At 52.3% G+C, this 15,891-nt stretch carries 12 protein-coding genes; 3 read left to right on the top strand and 9 right to left on the bottom strand.

Going from position 1 to position 15,891, the window contains the following annotated elements; all coding sequences use genetic code 11:
- Nucleotides 1-11 precede the first annotated feature (11 nt).
- The 9 genes from SHEW_RS09330 to SHEW_RS09290 all read right to left on the bottom strand — a co-directional run bounded on the left by SHEW_RS09330 (nucleotide 12) and on the right by SHEW_RS09290 (nucleotide 11,729).
- Entirely contained in the window at nucleotides 12-1,025 is a 1,014-nt protein-coding gene (locus tag SHEW_RS09330; protein WP_011865605.1) for a WD40/YVTN/BNR-like repeat-containing protein, read from the bottom strand.
- 147 nt (nucleotides 1,026-1,172) lie between these two features.
- Nucleotides 1,173-2,537: a DUF1329 domain-containing protein gene (locus SHEW_RS09325; RefSeq protein ID WP_011865604.1), complete on the bottom strand. Its 1,365-nt coding sequence runs from the start codon at nucleotides 2,535-2,537 to the stop codon at nucleotides 1,173-1,175.
- Nucleotides 2,538-2,555: 18 nt separating this feature from the next.
- Nucleotides 2,556-4,604, bottom strand: a complete 2,049-nt coding sequence (locus tag SHEW_RS09320) for a DUF1302 domain-containing protein (RefSeq protein ID WP_011865603.1) — start codon at nucleotides 4,602-4,604, stop codon at nucleotides 2,556-2,558.
- A 325-nt stretch (nucleotides 4,605-4,929) separates the two neighbouring features.
- Nucleotides 4,930-5,148, bottom strand: a complete 219-nt coding sequence (locus tag SHEW_RS09315) for a DUF2835 domain-containing protein (protein ID WP_398351467.1) — start codon at nucleotides 5,146-5,148, stop codon at nucleotides 4,930-4,932.
- 180 nt (nucleotides 5,149-5,328) lie between these two features.
- A complete protein-coding gene (gene pepN, locus SHEW_RS09310) occupies nucleotides 5,329-7,890 on the bottom strand; it encodes an aminopeptidase N (protein ID WP_011865601.1) in 2,562 nt (853 codons plus the stop codon).
- Nucleotides 7,891-7,962: 72 nt separating this feature from the next.
- Nucleotides 7,963-10,008: a carboxy terminal-processing peptidase gene (prc, locus tag SHEW_RS09305; RefSeq protein WP_011865600.1), complete on the bottom strand. Its 2,046-nt coding sequence runs from the start codon at nucleotides 10,006-10,008 to the stop codon at nucleotides 7,963-7,965.
- Between the two features lie 31 nt (nucleotides 10,009-10,039).
- Nucleotides 10,040-10,684 (bottom strand): RNA chaperone ProQ, encoded by a 645-nt coding sequence (gene proQ / locus SHEW_RS09300; protein ID WP_041406613.1) that lies wholly within the window; start codon nucleotides 10,682-10,684, stop codon nucleotides 10,040-10,042.
- Nucleotides 10,685-10,956: 272 nt separating this feature from the next.
- Nucleotides 10,957-11,415, bottom strand: coding sequence for a free L-methionine (R)-S-oxide reductase MsrC (gene msrC, locus SHEW_RS09295; RefSeq protein ID WP_011865598.1), 459 nt, complete (start codon nucleotides 11,413-11,415; stop codon nucleotides 10,957-10,959).
- A 17-nt stretch (nucleotides 11,416-11,432) separates the two neighbouring features.
- Nucleotides 11,433-11,729, bottom strand: coding sequence for a YebG family protein (locus tag SHEW_RS09290; protein ID WP_011865597.1), 297 nt, complete (start codon nucleotides 11,727-11,729; stop codon nucleotides 11,433-11,435).
- 244 nt (nucleotides 11,730-11,973) lie between these two features.
- On the opposite strand from SHEW_RS09290, the gene SHEW_RS09285 reads away from it, so the two are divergent.
- Genes SHEW_RS09285 through SHEW_RS09275 form a run of 3 tightly spaced genes read left to right on the top strand, consistent with a single transcriptional unit; the run spans nucleotide 11,974 to nucleotide 15,836 of the window.
- Nucleotides 11,974-12,600 (top strand): paraquat-inducible protein A, encoded by a 627-nt coding sequence (locus SHEW_RS09285; protein WP_041406612.1) that lies wholly within the window; start codon nucleotides 11,974-11,976, stop codon nucleotides 12,598-12,600.
- Nucleotides 12,593-13,225: a paraquat-inducible protein A gene (locus SHEW_RS09280; protein WP_011865595.1), complete on the top strand. Its 633-nt coding sequence runs from the start codon at nucleotides 12,593-12,595 to the stop codon at nucleotides 13,223-13,225. Before SHEW_RS09285 ends, SHEW_RS09280 begins: the two co-directional genes overlap by 8 nt.
- The gene (locus SHEW_RS09275; RefSeq protein ID WP_011865594.1) at nucleotides 13,212-15,836 is read left to right on the top strand and encodes a PqiB family protein; all 2,625 of its coding nucleotides are present in this window, start codon (nucleotides 13,212-13,214) and stop codon (nucleotides 15,834-15,836) included. The genes SHEW_RS09280 and SHEW_RS09275 overlap by 14 nt, the downstream gene beginning before the upstream one ends.
- The last annotated feature ends 55 nt before the right edge of the window (nucleotides 15,837-15,891 follow it).

The following is a 15,891-nucleotide window of genomic DNA, read 5'->3' as shown; positions in this document are numbered from 1 at the left end:
CCTGGGCCTTATTATTTTTGTTGTAATGCAACTAAGCCTTTGGTACCGGCAATCCACAGTGTACCCGTCCTATCCTGACCGATAGCCACCAGGTTTTCCCCCTGACGCTGCGTTACCATAGTCACGCTATCATCGCTGGCCACGTCGATCACCACGCCGCCGTTACCGACCAACCTGACCTTGTCGTCACTCAGCACCACTCCGCCGTTGAGGGTCGATTTTGTGGTCAGCTCAATCTCTTGCCACTGCTCGAGATCCCCTTCGCTCTTAAACAGGTGACCGCGAAGCCCGAGCACATAGATCCCCTGTTTAGCCACTAAGATGTTAAACAGCGAGCCCTCGTAGGGGAACTCGATGCGCTGCCAGGTGAGGCCATTATCTTGTGACTGGGCCGCTAAACCGAGTTCGCCCACCATCAAGAGGCGGTCATCGGCCAGGCGCACCACGCGATTAAAGTGAGGCAGTAAGGTGCTGCGCTCTTTCAAGTAAAGGCTTTCATCTTCAGCCTTTAACTCATCCAGATACGCCTGATCTTCTTCATACAAAAGTTCGGTGTGAAACTCTTGCTGCCACTGCTTACCGCCATCCTGGGTGCGATAGAAGAGACCATAGGCGCCAATGGCGATACCATGCTCGGCATCGAAGAAGAGCACATCCAAAAACGGCTTTTCAATTTCGGGAGAGCGCATCTGCTCTACCCAGCTGTTACCGCCGTCTTGGGTATGCAATATGGTGGCATCATGGCCCACTGCCCAGCCAAGCTCTGGCGTTAACAGGGTCGCCTTGGTCAGCAAGGCACGGCTGGGTGAACCCACCTGCTGCCAGCTATCGGTAAAACGGAATAGATGACCGCGATCGCCTACGGCAATCATGGTCTCGCCCTGCTTGGCGATATCCAATACCAGGGAGTGCGTCGCCAGCGGCTGAATATCGGAGCCTGTCACCTCGGTTGCCGCTTGGGCCCCGCCGAGAGTGACAAAACAGAGTGAAGATAAAGCGACAAGCCGAAGCATGCTAAACCACATACAAACTTCCTTTCGTGAAATGAGGGGCCAACAGGCCCCTCTACGCTAACTCTTTAAAGAATGAGTCCTTAATACACAAGTACCTAGGCTTAAATACTTAAATACTTAAATACTTAAATACTTAAATATAAGCCTAGGTATAAGCGCTTAACGAATACCAGCGCGTCTCAATGCCGCTGGGGTAAAGTTCGCTTCGCTCAACTTGGCATCGAAGTTATACATACGACCCTCGTTGTCCAGACCCATAGCCAGGTAACGGCGAGATTGTAGATCGTGGATCACTTCGAGTGTGGTCCAGTGAGTCGGCACTTCGTAATAGTTGATGGCGTGCGCCACGGCGACGCGATAAAGCTCATCGCGGTTGTCGTACATGTCCGCCATAGACACTTGCCAAGAATCCTCATCCAGATAGAAGACGCGGGTCTTGTAGATATGACGCATCCCTTCCTTCAGCTGAGCCTTGACCACCCACACGCGATGTTTCTCCCAGCGCACATAATCTGGGTTGATGTGGCCTGGTTTCAGGATCTGCTCATACTTGAGCTTATCTGAGTGCAGCTTGTAGTCGTTGTAAGGAATGTAGATCTCTTTCTTGCCTAGCAGTTCCCAGTTGTAACGCACTGGCGAGCCGTTGAACATATCGAAATCGTCTGTGGTGCGCAGACCATCAGACACAGTACCCGGAGTATCGAAGGCGACGTTTGGCGCCTTGCGCACGCGGCGCTGCCCTGTGTTATAGGTCCAGGCCTGACGCGGTAGCGCCTCTTGATCCATGGTCTCCTTCACCAACAGTGCGGTACCCGCCAGACGTGCCGGCTGTGTCACCACCTGCTTAAAGTAGAACAGGGTGTTCGACTCTTTTAGTTTATCCAGAGTCATCTCGGGACGAGAGTACTCGAAGCGGATCTCTTCGGCGGTTTCCACCAAGGTGTAGCTACCAGATGCTGTAGGCGCCGCCTGGCTACGGGCGGTTTCCACATCTACGCCTCGAAAACGCAGCACGTGGTTCCAGATAGCCTCGAGACCATTTTGTGGGATGGGGAAAGGCACGCCGATTGAGGCGCCAGAGATACCGTTACCATCGGCCACCAATTCTGCGCGCGAAGCGTTGGCCTTAGTCGCATCATAGACAAACTGCGGCACAGAGGCGGTGCGGCGTGTCTGATAAACATTCATCTTGAAGGTATCAGGATAGAGATCGAACAGCTTGAGTTGGCCTTCGGTCAGGTTATCCTTGTACTGCGCCTTGTTGGCATTAGTGATGGTAAATTCAATCTTATCGCCAGGGAAAGGATCTGGATGATGCATCCCCTTCTCGTAACCCGCAACAGGTTTGGTGATGCCGCCATCCCAGGCAGGGATAGAGCCATCTGCGTTACCGGCCTTTTCACCGCCGAGCGGCGTGAGTTCGGTGCCAAGCTTGGCCGCCTCGGCCTCTGATACTTTTGCAAAGGCTGTTGGCGCGGTCAATGCGACGATCACAGCTGCCGACAATAGTGTTAGTTTTTTCATTCTTATTGTCCTTGTGAATTAGATTGAATACTTGATGTTAAACGACACGTAATCGCGATCTGACATCAGATTCGTGGTGCCGACACCACCGAAGAAGGAGTTGTAGGAGAAATCTGCACCCCAACGACTCTGATAATCGAAGTTCACGCCGATAGCGACGGACTTCTTACCTTCGGTGAACAGGAACATAGGATCGGGTGTGATCCCGTCAACATCATGTGAGAAGATGATGCGCGGCGCCATGTTGACCCCGGCAAACAGGTTGTTGTATTCGGCCTTGGCCACCAGACGATAACCCCAGGCAAAATCTGTTGGGAAAGGGTTAGTCTCAGGACCATTGTGAACTGCCTCTATGATGCCAGGCATATTTGGGTTGCCGCCAGAGCGCGCAGTACCTGGGCCATTGAGACGCAGCTCATCGAAACTTGGCATATCGTGGATCCACACACCACCAACCTCGGCCAGCATCACCAGGTTATCGGTACCCAGAGTTGGACCAAATAGATGGGTAAAGGTCACCTGTGCCTGAGTCGTATCACGGCGGATATAACCCTCGGCCGCTTCACCAGAACCAATGCCTTTCACCTGAGAAATGCCATCAAACTCTGGACGCAATCCCGCATTGGCCAGCTGCTGTGGCATGGCGGCAAACAGGAGTTCCACGTCATCGATCTGTAGCGGCTCATCTTGACGGTGAGCGATCTCACCGGCCACAGAAGTATCGCCAATCAGGGTGTTGAAGCTAAAGCCATAGAGCTTGATATCTTCTGGGTATTCGATCTGTGCCTTAGAGAAGGTCTCTAGACCCAGCAGTGTCTGACGATCGACCGTACCACCAGTTGCCCCAAGGGCTGCCAGAGTCGCTAAGTCTTTACCAATCGCTTCCTGGGTAAAGTTAGCCGCGGTGCCGCTGATCAGCGGACGACGACTATGATAGTTCATGTAGTAGAAACCAAACTCGGTTTCCCCCAGCTCTGGCGCATAGTAACCTAGCTTGATACCGTACTGGCCCGAGTCGCTGGCGCTCGCCTGATCTTGCATCAGGGTCACCTTAGTCGGATAAGCCAGTGCCAATGAACCCAGTGTCGCCGCATCATATTGACCCGATGCCACCATGGCCGCCAGCTTCTGATACTCGCCGATCAAGAAGTCGAGATTAATATCAGGGTTGGCGTTGAAGCCCAGCTGCGCATTTTGCGAATAGCCGCCGTAGCCGGCGAAATCGTTAGTTGAGAAGTAAGAGCCCGGAGTCGGCACCCAAACCGGTTCCCAATCATATTGATAGAAGGCTTCAACCGAGAGCGATTCGGTTATCCCCAGTGACGCCCAGATCATCCCCTGAGGTCTGAAGGCTTCTTTAAGCTCGGCGCCCGGCGCATTGAGAATGTTAAGATCGACTGGGTTGATCACACCAATACCGTGCGGGATCAGGGTGCTTTCACCCCAAGACACCACCTGGTTACCGATTCGGACGCTAAGTGGGTTGGCACCATCGTTAAGATCGAAATCGCCATAGATGAAGGCATCTAACAGGCGCACATCTTTACACTGTACTTTAGAGGCTTCGGAGTCGGCACAAGGATCATACTCTTTGCCGGTTATCGGATCGCTATAACCATAGCTACCGTTGTTGGCCTTCTGGTCGTAGAAATACATGCCACGGGCAAACAGACCGAAATTCTTATATTTGAGTGACAGTTCATGCAATCCCTTGAACACCATAGAGGTTACGTCACCCTGAGAGTAGAGCATGTTACTCAAATCACCATTACTCGAGTAGGAACCTGGCTGAGCCCAAATCTCGGCCGAAGTATATTTGGTGTTACCGAATGCGGTATAGTTTGACCAGTCAAAGCGCGGGTGATTCACCTTACCGATCTGATTATCCCAGTCTCGCTCCTCAACACGCCAACTTGCACCGGCACTGAATGTTGAATCGAACGAACCTTGAACTTCTCCCCAATCGAACGACACGGCTTGCACGCCCGTAGTCGCTCCAATACTCAACGCTGCGACGATCCCCAAAGCTAGCGCTGACTTGTTAAAGCCATTTTTAACGTTTTTCATTTTAGCTCTTCTCCGTAACCTGCTGGATTCTTTGTTATAGGAATGGTGGCCAACATCTTGTTAGCGTACAGGTAACACCATTGTTACAGCATTTAGGGGTGATGAGCAAGGCGAAAAAACAGAAAATTACCTTGAGATTTGTGCACTTAAGCTAAAGGGCTTACATAAATTCAAACACACGATTTAAATCTATTCTAACAAGTCGTACCAGATGAAAAACGCCCGTTGAAAAAGCAAGCATAAACAGGCAATTAAACTTGTGTCATCGAAAGCTAAACCTTTGATGAATCAAAATCGCCCGTTTGAAGTATATACTCTAAAAATCTTAAACTTGGGTCAGAGAAACCAGTTTACCTTCATCATCGAGTTGCAGACGAAAGTAACCCCTGATGCCTGAGGTGGTCAGAAAGGGTCTGAAGTGACGGGCGTGGATCCAGAGGGTCTTACCTGAGCTGTCTTTCACCTCAATCTTATCGATACTGCCTTGATAATAATTAAGAAACTCTTGGTAACTCACCTGCATGGGAAAGGTAAATATCATCATAATTTGCTTTCTAAAATGGGGCGAGATGCCAAGCACCTCGCCCTACTCTCTTAGACTATCTGTTTACGTTAAGTCAGCCTAACGATTCGCTAACGGCTAAGCCAATAACTAATGCAGAAACTGAGCCTGTAACTTAGTGCGAAACTAGGCCAGTAACTGAATCAGAAACTAAGCCAGTAACTATGCCAGCGCCTTAGAGACCTTCTCATAAAGGTCTTTAGACAGATCCGGCAAGGCCAATATCTCCTGCAGGGCACTACGCATCAACTGCTGGCGCTTTTCATCAAACTTCTTAAATTGGATCAGCGGCGTAATGATACGTGCAGCTACCTGAGGGTTTAAGGTATTAAGTTTAATGATAGCTTCAGTCAGGAAGCGATAACCACTGCCGTCAATGCGGTGGAACACCTCTGGGTTTGCCGCCGCGAAGGCGCCGATCAAGGAGCGTACCCTGTTGGGGTTGGCGAAGCTAAAGGCGCTGTGCTGGGTAAGCTCACGCAGTGCGTCACAGCGATCTTCACCCGGACAGCATGCCTCCAGCGTCAGCCATTTATCCATCACCAAAGGCGTATCTGCCCACTTCTGTTGGAAGTCTTGCAGCAGACTGGCGCGCAGCTCAGACTGCTCAAGGTTGAGCGCGGCCAAAGCGCCCAGGCTATCTGTCATGTTGCCAGCCTGTTCATATTGGCGCAGGGCCAGGCCTTGATGGGCATCCGACGTTTGCAGCAATAATCCGAGGCAGGCATTCTTCAGGGCTCTCGCCCCGGCATCGTCTAACAGACTCAGCTCACGATAACGCGCAAGCAGCTCATCTTCACAGCCAGCGGCGATCTCCTCGAGCATAAACTCGCGGGCCGCAGCCAGGGCGTCGAGATCGACACAAGTCACCTGCTCTACCAGGGTATTCAGGCTTGGGAACCTAAGTACCTCTGCCAGCAATGCCTGATCTAACTGCTCATCGAGCAGTAAGCCTTTCACCCCATCGACCAGACGAGGGTCGACATACATAGCCTTCTGCGCCTTGAGGTGGGCCACATTTTGCCAAACCGCCTGGCTAAAGAGTGCGGCCGAGGCCTCCCACTTGGCCACCTCACTGCTGGCATAGCGCATCAGGTGGATAAGTTGCTCTACGTTATAGTCGAAGTTGAGTCTCACCGGCGCGGAGAAATTTTGCAGCAGTGACGGCACAGGCTGCTCGCTCATACCGTTAAACACTAACTCTTGCTCGGCTTCAGTGATGCTAAAGACCTGGCAGAGCAGCGAGCGTCCGTCGCTGCCAAGCAGCTCGAGATCGAGCGGAATGTGCAGCGGTAACTTCTCACTCTGCTCCGGCGTCGGCGGCGTATGCTGGCGCAGGCTCAGACGATATTCTTGTTTTTCGGCGTCATAGCACTCGGCTACCGAGAGCTCAGGGGTACCCGACTGGCTATACCAACGTCTGAACTGAGTCAGATCCACACCGCTGGCATCTTCCATCGCCGCGACGAAATCATCGCAGGTCACGGCCTGACCATCGTGGCGCTCAAAATAACACTTCATCCCCGCCTGGAAACCCTGTTCACCGAGCAGGGTGTGCATCATGCGGATCACCTCAGCGCCCTTGTTGTAGACGGTCACGGTATAGAAATTATTCATCTCGATCACAGATTCGGGACGAATGGCATGGGCCATTGGGCCGCTGTCTTCGGCGAACTGCTGATTCTTGATCACCTTGATGGCATGGATTCGGTTGACCGCCCGGGAGCCCACATCTGAGCTGAATTCCTGATCGCGAAACACCGTCAGGCCCTCTTTCAGACTCAGCTGGAACCAGTCGCGGCAGGTGACGCGGTTGCCAGTCCAGTTATGGAAATACTCGTGGCCCACTACAGACTCGATGCCGTGATAATCTTCATCGGTCGCCGAGTCTTTATCTGCCAACACATATTTAGTGTTGAACACGTTTAGACCCTTGTTCTCCATGGCGCCCATGTTGAAGAAATCCACCGCGACTATCATGTAGATATCGAGATCATACTCAAGGTCGAAGCGGCTCTCATCCCAGGCCATCGACTTCTTCAGCGATGCCATGGCGTGGTGTGCCTTGTGCAGGTTGCCCTTGTCGACGAAGACCTGCAACGCGACCTCGCGGCCGCTTTTAGTGGTAAAGCTATCGTCCAGCAGATCGAAATCACCCGCGACTAAGGCAAACAGGTACGCAGGTTTCGGGAAAGGGTCTTCCCAGCAGACGAAGTGACGTCCGCCGTCAAGTTCGCCTGTATCGACACGGTTACCATTGCTCAGAAGGTAAGGAAACGCCGCCTTGTCGGCTTCGATGCGCACCTTGTAAATCGCCAGCACATCGGGGCGATCGAGGAAATAGGTGATGCGTCTAAACCCTTCTGCCTCACACTGAGTGCAGTAGGCGCCATCTGACATGTATAGGCCTTCCAGCGCCAGGTTAGCCTCGGGATCCAGCTTAGTCACTATGGTGAGTTCAAAGTCGGCTAAGTCGGTTTCGATACTCAGCTGCCCCTCGGTGACGCGATAATCATGAAGCTTACCATCGACCAGCAGCTGGCTAACGCTTAAGCCTTCACCGTCCAGTTCAAGGGTGTGTGCAGCATCGTTTAGACGCTTTACCTGGCTGACCGCGGTCACCTGAGTATTGGCACCATCGAGCACAAAGGAGAGGTCCACCTGAGTAATAGTGAAATCCGGTGCGCGATAGTCTTTTAAATATTTGGCCTTAACCTGTGCCATTAAGATTCCCTCATCTGAAAAGATTATAAAAAAACGCGCCAATAGCGCGTTTTTAATAAATTTGGCTCAATATTATTTCGCCTGGTTTTTAGCCACTCTTTCCATATCCACTAGATCCAGTGTGATATAGACTGTCTCGTCGAGAAATGCATCCGGCGCCTTCACATCTTCTTCGGCGTCATCCAGAGACTTAAGTGCTTCGAGTCCATCCACTGCACGGCGTTCGTTGAGACGCGCAAGTTGCTTCTCATCGTTGGCTTCACGCTCGGCCACACGCTCTTTTTCGACCAAAGAGACGCTGGTTTCTTTGTGACTCTTCTTGAACTCGGCAATATCTTGATCGATATAGCCAAATTCAACGTCTTTCTTGATACGTTGCTGGTGACGCGAATCGAGATTAGTCACTAGCTCTGGAGTGATATCCCCAAGCGTACCGTACTGAGCCACTGGCACTTTATCCCAAGGCAGTGCGTTGGCTTCCTCGGCTTCGCCGTATTCACCCGGCTCTAGGGCACTTGGGAATGGAATGTCCGGCGTCACGCCCTTAAGCTGGGTGCTACCGCCATTGATGCGGTAGAACTTGGCGATGGTGTATTGCACATGGCCGATAGGCTTGTCGTACATATCATAGATACGGCCCAGGCTCTTATGCTGCTGCACTGTGCCCTTACCAAAGGTCGACTCACCCACGATAAGTGCGCGATCATAGTCTTGCAGTGCGGCGGCGAAGATCTCAGATGCCGAGGCACTGTAACGATCCACCATCACGGTGAGCGGTCCAGAATAGGTCACACGGCCGTCGTTGTCGCGGTTTTGCGACACCTTACCGTTAGCATCGCGGATCTGCACCACAGGGCCCTGCTCGATAAACAGTCCGGTAAGCAGTGTCGCTTCGGTTAATGCGCCGCCACCATTACCTCTAAGGTCGATAACCACACCTTCAACCTTGGCGTCTTTGAGCTTCACCAACTCTTTGGTGACATCCTGAGACAGGTTCATATAGAAACCAGGGATCTTAATCACCCCAACCTTGCGGCCGGCATAATCACCGGTTTCCGGCTCGATCACCTCAGAGGTCGCGGCGCGATCTTCTAGGCGGATCTTGTCACGCACTATGGTCACGTCGATCGGTTTGGCAGAAGAGCCGCCCTTCTTAGGCAGGATCTGCAGCACAACCTTACTGCCCTTAGGCCCCTTGATCAGCTCGACCACGTCATCTAGTCGCCAGCCGATCACATCGACAATCTCTTTACCTTCCTGGCCGACACCCACGATGCGATCTTCCGGTGCCAGCTTTTCGCTGTTGGCCGCAGGGCCGCCAGCAACCAGGCTCTTGATCACTGTGTAGTCATCATCCATCTGCAACACGGCGCCTATCCCCTCAAGGCTCAGGTTCATCTCCATCTGGAAACGCTCCGCGTTGCGCGGCGACAGGTAGCTGGTGTGTGGCTCGACGCTGCGAGAGAAGGCGTTCATCACACCCTGGAAGACATCTTCACTCTTGGTCTGGCTCAAACGCTTGATGGCATTGTTGTAACGCTTATCGAGCACCTTAACAATTTCATCCCAGTTCTTACCGGTCAGCTTGAGGTTTAACGCATCGTACTTGACCCGTTGACGCCACAGCTCGTTGAGCTCGGCTTCATCTTTTGGCCAGGCCGCATCGTCTCTATCGTATTGATAGCTGTCGCCGGGGACATTGAAGTCCATCTCCTTGTCGAGCAGGGATAAGGCGTAGGCAAAACGGTCATAGCGGCGCTGCTGCACCAGATCGAACATCTTGTAGGCGGCAGTGAGATCGCCACTCTTCAACATGTCGTCGAATTGGGTCGCATAGGGCTTGAAACTGTCGATATCACTCTGAAGCAAGACATTGCGGCGATAATCGAGCTGCTTAAGATAGCGGTCGAACACCTGCTCTGAGAAGGCGTCGTCCAGATCGAATCTATGATAATGGGCGCGAGTGAACAGACCCGTCACTCGCTTACTCGCTACTTTATGTTGCGGCTCTTGCGTTAGAGAGGGCAACTCGCTAGATGGAATACTGGGCGTCAGCGCCCATGCCGAGAATCCTACAAAGATGCTGGCAATGGATGCTGCCAGAGTGAGTTTTCGCATCAACAAGTTACTCCTTTTAAACGATGAACAGTTATAACAGGATATGCTCTACAGGTACTTTTACCGTTAATCCTGAATCTAACTGCACTTGAACATCTTCTTTCTTGATGTCCAGGACAACACCTGCAACAGGCGATTTACCTAGTTTGACACTCACGCGTTGATTTGGTTTCAACTCAGTCAGTGTTGCCGGGCTTAAATCCTTTGCCTCAACCTGTGGCTTAGCCGCTTTAGACGCTGGTTTGCTACTACGCTTAGGCAGTGGCTTCTTGAAGGCTTTCTTCTCAGGCTTAGGACCAGACTTGTCTGTCTTCTCTGCTGCCGCTTTCGCCGCACGCTTTGCCTTAGCCTTCTCTTGGCTCTCCTTCAGTGTAGCCTGTGCATGGTCGATATGCTCTTGTTCCAGTTCGCCACACTCGTTGCCGTCGAGATCGACACGCTGTGCCCCAGCCTTAACCCCTTTCAGGTAACGCCAGCTACTGGTGTAACGGCGTAAGGCGATTCTTAATTGCGTTTTACTGACTTTAGAATCATCAGCTAACCTTTCAGCCAAGTCTTGAAACAATCCTATTTTTAGAGGCTTAGTTTCACCTTCAGCGATAAAGCATAAAGGAAATGTTTCATATAAATACGCAAGAATTGCGTTGGTGTCGGTCAACTTTTCTGTTGATTCCATCATTACTTCCACAGTTTAAAAGGGACTATCACCTCGCCGGGTTAACGTCGGCACTGGCGTGTCGTTCATATTGGTTAGACATCGGGTCGCTTATTTGCCCCAAGGCGGCGACCACACAATCCAACATACCTTATCAATTACAGTCAATAAACGCCATGTATTCATTTCAACTAATGAAAAATGTCACGGCGTGTTTTTGAATTCATCAAGCGGCCTATTATAAGGGCGCGCCAGACGAAAGCGACCATCAATTGTGCAAAATTGGTTGTAGTTTAAGCAAATAAAGCCTTTTCCAGACTTTTTACGCAGGACTCTAGCCCCAATTGATCCGCCTCGTCGAAACGAGAGAATGAGGGACTATCGATATCGAGCACGCCGATCACCTGACCGTCGCGCCGCAGCGGGATCACAATTTCCGAGTTACTGGCGGCATCGCAGGCGATATGGCCGTCGAAGGCATGGACATCGGCAATGCGCTGAGTGGTGTTGCTCTGGGCCGCGGTGCCGCAAACCCCTTTACCCATAGGGATACGGGTACAGGCCACTTTCCCTTGGAAGGGGCCCAGAACCAGTTGTTCACCTTGCAGCATATAGAAGCCAACCCAGTTAATATCATCCAGATGCTCGTTAAGCAGCGCCGAGAAGTTCGCCATCGCAGTAACGAGATTATCTTCGCCGCTAAACAGGGCTTCAACTTGACGGGTAAGCGTCGTATAACAAGGTGTACTCATACAAATTTCCTAACAATTTATGTTTTCGTTTCAGCTTTTGATTCTGCTTTTTTGGCAGGTTTCTTAGCCGGTGCTGCCTTAGTCACTGCGCCACCTTTTAAGAGTCCCATGAGCTGATCTTTATGTTCTGCCATGTAGAAACAGAGTTGTTCCAATGCATTTTCATCTAAGCCTAAATCAACTTGCTCGATAAAAGGAAGAAGATTATCCGCGATATCGAGCATCTTATCGTAGGCATCCGCCTCCTTCTTAGATGTGAATGTCATCTTCTCCACCCCTTCTCTGACTACGACAAATTTCGTTATAACTGCCATATCCGCCCTCACACTGTTTTTATATACAGTTGTAGAATCTCATAAATACAACTTCTTATGCAAGTCTCAAACTTTATCTGTTAGAATCTGCGCAACTATAAGCTCCGGAATTGGGAGCCACCTTATTAGGTATTTCAATAGATTGACTATAGTAATATCTTATAGGCAATAGATTACTGGTCTATATCAAGAAATTTGCACTCTTGCTATGACCTTAGATGACAGGAAGCGCCCCAGAACAGATATGAAAACAGAGGTGTTAGATAAGAGTATCGTTCTCTGCCGTGCTTGCGATCTGGTCGTGAGAAAACGCGCTTTGCCAACGGGTGTGCGGGCCCTCTGCCCTCGCTGCCACACCAACCTCTATGATACCCCTTACTGCTCGCTCAATGGCATGTTGGCCCTGTGTATCACGGCGCTGGTGCTCTATTTCCCTGCTAACTTTTTCCCTGTGCTTGAGATGCACTTTCTGGGCAGTATTCGTACCACCACCATAGCCGGCGGCGCCATGGCCGTTGCCTCACAGGGTTATTGGGTGGTGGGCATCGCCGTATTAGTGGCGGCGGTGATCGCTCCCGGCTTGCTTATTCTGTCGATTCTGACTCAGGTGCTGATCGTCAAGTACCGACTCAAGGTGCCCTTCTTTCGCAACATCTATAAGAAGCTACTGAAACAGCACAGCTTATTGGCCCAGCTCTCCATGCTGGAGATCTATATGATCAGCATCTTCGTCTCGGTATTTCAGCTCTCCGATTACACCGACCTCTACTTTGGCATCGGCACCTTCTGTTTCACCATGCTGTTTATCATGGTGATCTTCATGCAGCGTGAATATGACATAGAACATATGTGGGGCGTACTGGATGAGTAAGCTCAGCAAGCCTCCTCAAGGCGAATCATTGGGGCTGACCAACTGCCCTACCTGCAAGTTTCTGTGCCATCTCGAGCAGGGTAACTGCCCGCGCTGCGGACAAGCGGTGCAGAGCCGGGATCGCACCAGCGTACAGAAGAGCTGGGCGCTACTGATCACCGCCGCCATCTTGCTGTTTCCGGCAAACCTCTACCCCATCACTATCATGACCAGTCAAGGGCAGGTTCGCCAGGACACCATCTTCAGCGGCATCAACCATCTGGTGCACCTAGACCTATTACCTATTGCCATTATTCTGTTTACCGCCAGTATCTTAGTGCCTATGTTGAAGATTTTTGGGCTGGCGCTCTATCTGACGGCGATCAGCTATCGCCTGCCGATCTCGAAAAAGACACTCATGGCTGGCTTTCATATCATCGAATGGATAGGCCGCTGGTCAATGCTAGATCTGTTTGTGATCTCCATTACCGCGGCGCTCATAAACATGGGACAGATTTGGGATGCCAAACCTGCACCGGCGGCCACCGCCTTCGCCTTGGTGATCCTGCTGACACAGCTGGCGGCAAAAGTATTAGACACGCGTTTACTCTGGGACCGATTGGAATCGAAAGATGACACAAATTGAAACACCAAAAGTCGTTAAGAAAAAACTCTTCTCTCCCATCTGGCTACTTCCCCTGATCGCCCTGGCACTCGGTGCCTGGCTGGGCATCAAGAGTATTCGCGAATCCGGCGTCGAGGTGCGCATTCATTTCCCCAGCGCCACGGGGATCGACGTGGGTAAGACGCTGGTCAGATACCAGGGCCTCACCGTGGGTAAGGTGGTTGATATCAGTATCGACGACCAGCTTCAGGGCGTATACGTAGATCTGCTGATGGACTACCGCTCGACGCCCTTCCTACGCGATGAGACCAAGTTTTGGCTGGTGACACCTAAGGCTTCGATCACCGGCGTCGAGGGACTGGACGCCCTCTTCTCGGGCAACTATATTGCCATTCAGCCAGGCGAAGGGGACTACAAGAACGAATTTACCGCCGAAGATCAGGCCCCGCCCGTGGCGCCGGGCTCAGACGGCTTGATGATAGAGCTCACCAGCGCATCCCTCGGCTCATTAGATGTGGGCTCTCAGGTGTTTTACCGTCAGATCCCGGTCGGCAAAATCGTCAGCTACCGCCTGGTGAACGACGACAGCATCCTCTTCAATGCCTACATAGAGAAGAAATATTCCCATCTGGTGAAACAAGACTCGCGCTTCTGGAACGTCTCGGGCCTGGCGCTGGACGCCTCGCTCTCAGGCATCAAGGTCAAGACTGAGAGCCTGTCGGCCATCCTCGCCGGCGGTGTTAGCTTCTCATCCCAGGGCAGCAGCGAACAAGCCAGCGTCAATCAGACCTTCACCATCTTCGAAGATAAGGAACATGCCCTCGGTGGCATCACCTTTAGCCTAACGGCCAACGATGCCGATAGCCTGAGCACGGGTGCCGACATCGTCTATCGCGGCATCAGTATCGGCCAGATCACCCAGACTCACCTGACTGAAGCGGGCGTTAGCTTCGATGCCAGCATCGCCACCCAATATGCCGAGCTGTTAGGCAAAGACAGCCAATTCTGGCTCGAAGGCGCGGATCTTTCCCTCAGTGGCATCAAGCATGCCAGCCGATTGGTAACCGGCAATGTCGTCGCCTTCCTACCCGGCAGCGGCGAGCACCAGACCAGCTATCCGCTGCTGGCTAAGGCGCCACAACACTCACAAACGCCGCTCATGCTCAGCCTAAGCGCCGAAGAGAATCCGGGGATCAGCGCCGGCGCCGAGGTGCGCTTTAAGCAGCTGCCCATAGGTCAGGTAGATAGCGTCGAGTTTAAGCCTGACTATTCGGGTCTTGCCTACCGCATCCAGATCTGGCCAGAGTTTGCCAAGCTTATCCATCAGGGGAGCTACTTCGTTGCCGAATCAGCCCTGGCCATCGATGCGTCGCTTGACGGCGTGAGCGTAAACACCAGGGATCTGACCACACTCACCAAGGGCGCCATCAGTCTGGTGCAGGGTCGCAGCAAGAGGACCGCTAATCCTAGCCAATCGCTGCCGCTGTTTGCCAACACCAAGCAGGCCGAAGGCGATCTCGCCAAGCAGAATCGTCTCAAGATAGTGCTTAGCAGCCCAGATGGTGCCGGTCTCGCCGCCCACTCCCCCATCTACTATAAGAAGATGCAGATTGGCGAGGTGCAGGGAGTCAACTGGCGCGCCAGCAGCGAAGACTTTGCTATCGAGCTGGGTATCGACAAGCAGTTCGCCTCTCTGGTTAAGCCAAGCACCATCTTCTGGCGTAACGGCGCGCTGAGCGTCGATGCCAGCCTCAATGGCGTCAAGGTAGACGTGGCGCCACTGGAAGGCGCATTAAAGGGCAGCGTCTCCCTTGGACTGCTGGAACAAGATGATATCGGCAATCAGAGCCACCTTTATGGCTCAGAGACCTTGGCCCGCGCCAAGGCAACTCCCATTAGCATAGAGTTCGATGCCAGCACCCGCCTGAGCAGTCACGCACCTATCCGCTATCAGGGGCACCAAATTGGCGAAGTGGAGCGGGTCAAGCTGTCGCAGGACTTACGCAGCGTCAACGTGGATGCCTACCTCTATGGCGACTATGCCGTGCCATTCCTGGCCGACGACGCCCAATATTTTATCGTCGATGCCAACATCTCGCTTTCCGGCGTCACCGCCGCCGAAACCCTGATAACCGGCCCCTATGTGTCTGTGCTACCGGGCCAGAGTGGCAATCAGGTGCATGACTTTATGGGCAGCGTCGAATCGCCCACCCTGCTGAATCAAGATGCCCTCACCTTCACCCTGGTGGATGACAACCTGGGCTCGGTCAAGATAGGCACGCCTATCATCTTCCGCGGCATTAAGATTGGCGAAGTCAAACAGGTGCAACTCTCGACCACGGGCACTCAGGTAGAGATAACGGCGCAGATTGCCAAGGGCTATAGCCACCTGGTCAACCAGAGCAGTCAGTTCTGGGATCTCTCCGGCATCAAGGTCGATGTCGGCCTCTTCTCCGGCGCGCAGATAGAAACCGGCTCCCTTGAGACCATTATCGCCGGTGGTATTGGCGTGGCGACTCAATCCCCCACCACAGCCAATAACCGTATCGGCCAGGATCAGGTCTTTAGTCTGCAGAGCAAACTGGATCCTAATTGGCTAAAATGGGCGCCAAATCAACAAAGTCTTAATTAAGGCTCTCTAGTATAGAAAGGCAGGGCGTCACTTTGGTGGCTATGCTTTAATTAGC

It is taken from the genome of Shewanella loihica PV-4 (assembly GCF_000016065.1).
Lineage (GTDB): Bacteria > Pseudomonadota > Gammaproteobacteria > Enterobacterales > Shewanellaceae > Shewanella > Shewanella loihica.
This window is presented reverse-complemented; position numbering and strand designations above follow the sequence as displayed.

Bases quoted from the DNA above. Each gene is read 5' to 3' on its own strand.
- SHEW_RS09315 (WP_398351467.1), bottom strand. From the start codon at position 5,148: ATGATGATATTTACCTTTCCCATGCAGGTGAGTTACCAAGAGTTTCTT.
- msrC (WP_011865598.1), bottom strand. From the start codon at position 11,415: ATGAGTACACCTTGTTATACGACGCTTACCCGTCAAGTTGAAGCCCTG.
- prc (WP_011865600.1), bottom strand. From the start codon at position 10,008: ATGCGAAAACTCACTCTGGCAGCATCCATTGCCAGCATCTTTGTAGGA.
- SHEW_RS09275 (WP_011865594.1), top strand. From the start codon at position 13,212: ATGACACAAATTGAAACACCAAAAGTCGTTAAGAAAAAACTCTTCTCT.
- pepN (WP_011865601.1), bottom strand. From the start codon at position 7,890: ATGGCACAGGTTAAGGCCAAATATTTAAAAGACTATCGCGCACCGGAT.
- SHEW_RS09330 (WP_011865605.1), bottom strand. From the start codon at position 1,025: ATGTGGTTTAGCATGCTTCGGCTTGTCGCTTTATCTTCACTCTGTTTT.
- SHEW_RS09285 (WP_041406612.1), top strand. From the start codon at position 11,974: ATGAAAACAGAGGTGTTAGATAAGAGTATCGTTCTCTGCCGTGCTTGC.
- SHEW_RS09320 (WP_011865603.1), bottom strand. From the start codon at position 4,604: ATGAAAAACGTTAAAAATGGCTTTAACAAGTCAGCGCTAGCTTTGGGG.
- SHEW_RS09325 (WP_011865604.1), bottom strand. From the start codon at position 2,537: ATGAAAAAACTAACACTATTGTCGGCAGCTGTGATCGTCGCATTGACC.
- SHEW_RS09280 (WP_011865595.1), top strand. From the start codon at position 12,593: ATGAGTAAGCTCAGCAAGCCTCCTCAAGGCGAATCATTGGGGCTGACC.
- SHEW_RS09290 (WP_011865597.1), bottom strand. From the start codon at position 11,729: ATGGCAGTTATAACGAAATTTGTCGTAGTCAGAGAAGGGGTGGAGAAG.
- proQ (WP_041406613.1), bottom strand. From the start codon at position 10,684: ATGGAATCAACAGAAAAGTTGACCGACACCAACGCAATTCTTGCGTAT.